This is a genomic window from Deltaproteobacteria bacterium (genome assembly GCA_016183175.1).
Classification (GTDB): domain Bacteria; phylum UBA10199; class UBA10199; order UBA10199; family SBBF01; genus JACPFC01.
This window is the reverse complement of record JACPFC010000100.1, coordinates 1-4,545: the sequence shown is the minus strand read 5'-3', so window position 1 is coordinate 4,545 and position 4,545 is coordinate 1. Positions and strand designations below refer to the sequence as shown.

Below are 4,545 nucleotides of genomic sequence, written 5' to 3'. Positions count from 1 at the left end.
TTAATTACATATGTCAATACGCGCATCAAGCCCCTTCAATCAGTGATTTCAGCAGGTGTTTAAATTCGGGCAGGTTGCCGACAAATTCCTCCCGCTTGATTTCAACCGACGGATATCGGGTTTTTATCCCCTCGATGATTGCTGAAATATCGTGAACCAGATGTTTGCCCGGAATGAGAAAAAGGGGGATGACGCGGATTGATTTTGCCCCTTTTTTAATCTGGAGCTCCAGGGCTTCCGGAATGGAAGGAGAGCCGGGCCCCAGAAAACCGAGGTTTACCGCGGTTGATCCGTCCGAAATCTCCGCGATCAGACGGCGAAGAAAATCGTTTGCCTCCTGTTTTGGCGAGCCGTGGGCGATAAAAGTTACGACGCACTGCATCGTTTAGTAACCTACATTGATGGAATTTTTTAGGCAACTTTTTCTTGCCAAGTTCCGGCATTAAGTTGCAACATCCGACAGCTCGCCAATCCCATAATCTCTATGCTTGATTTTGAACCACTGTTCGACGCGCTCGAAAGACGCGGCTGGTATGAAGACTACTTTGACGAAAGGCAAAGAAGAGAACTCGCCGTTGCGCGACGGGCCAATGCCGTGGAAGGTCTCCTTGGCCGGGACGATAAAGTCCGGCAGGCAGTCGCGGTCACCCTCGATCTTCCCTTCATCCGGAGGGAATTGTGGCGAAGCCATGATAAACTGACGCGAATTGCCGGGCCGATCGGTAGCCATCCTTTACCCGGCGTTCAAAGCCGATGGCCCGCGGAAAAAAAACCGCCTCCTTCATATCTCTCCCGATTCCTTCAAATCGACCCCGCCAACCCGACGGTGCTTCTTCTTGATTACAACGGGGTGTTCGACACCCCCGAAAGGGCGCTTGAGTTTTTCGCGGTTCTTCAGAACGATCCGAATGTTCATGCCTTTTATCTTTTCGGGAGCTTTCCCCGGGAATTTTTGGATGCCGAGACGTGGGCGGAAATCGATCCCGACTATTCTGTCCGGATTAACGAAAGGCCCAACCGTTTTCGTGAATTGAAGGCCCGATTTTTAAAATTCGGCGGCGATCTCTCAATGTTCAAGTATCGGGAACGTCCCCCCGAACATCCGGCCGATCCGGAGATTCAGGCGGAAGGTTTCAGGCAAAACGGGGTGACCCCGGACCGCGTCAACATTCTTCATCTGGATGACCACGCGGCGTTTTGGAGGGGCCGATTTTCGGCCGCGAACTATCCGGAAGACCTTCGTGGAGGGATCCAGCCGGTTTATGTGGCGGAGCCTTCCGATCTCGTGGGGGTCTGGAAGCGGGTTTCGGCGGAACTGGCCCGGCTCTATGAAGAACGGGAAGCCGAGGCCCGTTTTGTCCGGGAGACCGAGGAAGAAATCTGGAGATACAAAAAGGCCATTGATTCTGCCCGAATCGAGGCCCATCGCCGTTTGGCGGCAATTCAGGGGAGCGACGAGACTCCCACGCTTGAAGCTTACAACGAAATGGTTGCCCCCCTTGTGGGTCTGGTGGAGCAGATTGCGGAGCAGGTGAGAGAACGGATCATCCGGGTGAGCGAGGCCAGGGCCCCCGGTTGGGAAGAGGTGGGGGAGTTGGGGCATAATTTTAACAATATCCTCTGCGCCCTTTTGGGGCATGACGAAGAGACAAGAGACCATCTTGTCAAAGGGACGGAGGCAAATTTTGACTGGCTCCCCCCTCCGCGTGATCTGGGCTCTGTTATCGGGGTTGCCCGGAAGTTTTCCATCAATCCCAGGGAAGGAAAATGGGTGCGCCTTGATGTCGAGATGGATGAGGAATTGAGAAGTTGGGGGTTTAAAAACGAGTTGCATCTTGAAGACCTGTCGCACATTGTCATCAATCTGATCACCAATGCCGCAAAATGCGTCAAGGCCGATACCCCCGCGGAAGATCAATTGCCACCGATGTTACCGGCGCCACCGGTGCTACCGGCGCCACCGGTGCTACCGGCGGTGAGGATTGCGGTGGAGGAAATTTTGGGGGATCGTCTGGTTGTTGTTACTGTCCAGGACAATGGCATGGGGATGTCGCCGGAAGATGTGAAAAATTATGGCCGAATGGGCTGGCGGGCGCGGGAAATGATTGATCGGTCAATTCCGGGCAACGGTTACGGGGCCGCCAGCGTCATGAAAATCACCAAATCGCTTGGCGGAACGGTGAAGGTGGAATCGGAATTGGGGAAGGGGACGACTGTTCGGATCTTGTTTCCCTTGGCCCTTTTTGAAAAGAAAGAAACTCTCTCTCCCGGAAGGGGCCATGTGCCGGGGGGGAATGGGGTCCCGGGAGGAAGCCTCCCAACCGACTTGCCGGGTCTCCCGCCGGGAGGGCCGGCTGAGCCGGTTCAACCGGCGCCACCGGTGCTACCGGTGCCGCCGGTCGCCGCAAGTCCGCCTGACACAACAGGCCCGGCCGGTGCCGCCGGCAGGGCCGGTGCCGCTTTCTCTCCTACGCCTTTTTTGACGCAAACTCCTTTGACGGCAAGCGTGGCCTTTCTGGCAGGGGCGATGGCCGTTTCTTGCGCGCTCCCGGCATCAGCTTCATTCGCGCCATGGACAATGCCGGCGCCGGCCTTACCCCCAATTCCGATTTGACGGATTCATGAAGGGCTGTATAATCTCCCGATCTCAATGCCTTCACTTAAACAGCTTACCGAGGCCCTTCTTCAAAAAAAACAGACAGCCCTCCAAATGGGAGGGGACGAGGAGATCGCCAAACAACGGGCGCAGGGCAAGCTGACCGTCCGCGAGCGGATCAACCTTCTCTTCGACGAGGAGACCTTCACCGAAATCGGCATTCTGGCGGAACATCAGTCGGATGATCCCACGCTTTCGGAAAAATTGACGCCGGCCGACGGTGTTGTCTGCGGATTCGGAAACATCAACGGCCGGAGGGCCGGCGTGATCGCCTACGACTTTACCGTCATCGCCGGAACGATCGGAGAGGTCAACGAACGGAAGGCCGACCGGATGAGGGAGATGGCGCTGGCCCAGCGCTTTCCGCTGGTCTGGCTGTTGGATTCGGCGGGGGCGCGGATTCAGGAGATCGCCAGCTCCAAGTTTGCCTCTACCGGAAAACTTTTTTACGACCAGGTGAGGCTCTCCGGGGTGGTGCCGCAGGTGGCGGCCATGATGGGCCCCTGCGCCGCCGGCACCGCCTACATCGCCGGGCTGGCCGACTTTGTGCCGATGGTGAAAGGGACCTCCTCCATGGCGCTGGCCGGACCACCGCTGGTCAAGGCGGCGATCGGCGAGGAAATAACGGCGGAGAATCTGGGAGGTTCGAAGGTTCACTGCAACTTGAGCGGCGTGGGGGATCTGGAGGTGGCCGACGATGCAGAGTGTATTCGGGTCGTCAAAAAATATTTGAGCTATTTTCCCTCTCACAACGGAGAGTCGGCGCCGGTTTCCACTGCGCAACATTCCCTTTCAGCATCCGATCGTCTGGCGCGGGCCCTCTCCGGCGAAAAACCGGACATCCATCGCTTGGACGATTCCATCCTCGACATTCTCCCCGAAAGTTCGCTGAAAATTTACGACATGAAAAAGGTGATCGAAAAAATCACCGACGACAGCGACTGTCTGGAAATCAAACCGGCCTTCGGACGCGGATTGATCACTCTGCTTGCGCGCATCGGGGGAAATCCGGTCGGCATTGTGGCGAGCCAGCCGGCCTATATGGGGGGGGTCATCAATATCGACGAATCGGACAAGGCGGCGCGGTTTATTAATCTTTGTGATGCATTTAACATTCCTCTTGTCTATCTTCAGGATGTCCCCGGCTTCATGGTCGGCTCGGAGGTGGAAAAGAAGGGGATCATCCGCCATGGCGCCAAAATGCTTTTTGCCACCTCCCGCGCGACCGTTCCAAAAATTACCGTGATCATCCGCAAGGCCTACGGGGCGGGATATTATGTGATGTGTGGGAAGGCCTTCGGGGCCGATCTGGTTGTCGCCTGGCCGACCGCAGAAATCAGCCTGATGGGGGCCGAAGGGGCGGTGAATATTATTTTCCGGAAAGAGATTCAAAAATCGGCCGATCCCGAAAAACGCCGGAAGGAGTTGATTGCGGAATACCGCCAGAAAATCGCCCTCGATATGGCGGCGGGGGGCGCCTATATCGACGACGTGATCGACCCGCGCGACACCAAAAAGGCGATTGTGGAGGCGCTCAAAATGACGGCGGACAAGAAATTGGAAAATCCGGAAAAGAAACACGGGGTCATGCCCGTGTAGGAGTTTGCAAATGCGAGAAATCAGAAAGCAGAAAGCGGAGAGCGGAAAGCGGATGAAGAAAATCTGCTTTCGGATTTCGGCTTTCTGATCTCTGATCTCTCGCCGTTGCGAATTTATGTCCAAAACGATCATCACCGTTGCGCCGACAGGGCTGGCGGCCAACCGCGCCCAGTGCCCCGCCATCCCGTACACAGCGGACGAGATTGCAAACGAGGCTTATCGCTCGTGGCAGGCAGGGGCGTCGGTGGTGCACATCCATGCCCGCGAGGACGACGGAACCCCCACACAGC

4 protein-coding genes are annotated in these 4,545 nt (G+C 56.5%); 3 read left to right on the top strand and 1 reads right to left on the bottom strand.

Going from position 1 to position 4,545, the window contains the following annotated elements; all coding sequences use genetic code 11:
* Positions 1–25 precede the first annotated feature (25 nt).
* Positions 26–382, bottom strand: a complete 357-nt coding sequence (locus HYU99_09715; protein MBI2340622.1) for a CbiX/SirB N-terminal domain-containing protein — start codon at positions 380–382, stop codon at positions 26–28.
* A 102-nt stretch (positions 383–484) separates the two neighbouring features.
* Between HYU99_09715 and HYU99_09710 the strand changes: the two genes are divergently transcribed.
* From HYU99_09710 to HYU99_09700, 3 genes are all read left to right on the top strand, one after another.
* The gene (locus HYU99_09710; GenBank protein ID MBI2340621.1) at positions 485–2,614 is read left to right on the top strand and encodes a sensor histidine kinase; all 2,130 of its coding nucleotides are present in this window, start codon (positions 485–487) and stop codon (positions 2,612–2,614) included.
* Between the two features lie 36 nt (positions 2,615–2,650).
* Positions 2,651–4,255: an acyl-CoA carboxylase subunit beta gene (locus HYU99_09705; protein ID MBI2340620.1), complete on the top strand. Its 1,605-nt coding sequence runs from the start codon at positions 2,651–2,653 to the stop codon at positions 4,253–4,255.
* A gap of 115 nt (positions 4,256–4,370) precedes the next feature.
* On the top strand, positions 4,371–4,545 hold a 175-nt coding region (locus HYU99_09700), incomplete at its 3' end, for a 3-keto-5-aminohexanoate cleavage protein (protein ID MBI2340619.1).

Bases quoted from the DNA above. Each gene is read 5' to 3' on its own strand.
- HYU99_09715 (MBI2340622.1), bottom strand. From the start codon at position 382: ATGCAGTGCGTCGTAACTTTTATCGCCCACGGCTCGCCAAAACAGGAG.
- HYU99_09710 (MBI2340621.1), top strand. From the start codon at position 485: ATGCTTGATTTTGAACCACTGTTCGACGCGCTCGAAAGACGCGGCTGG.
- HYU99_09705 (MBI2340620.1), top strand. From the start codon at position 2,651: ATGCCTTCACTTAAACAGCTTACCGAGGCCCTTCTTCAAAAAAAACAG.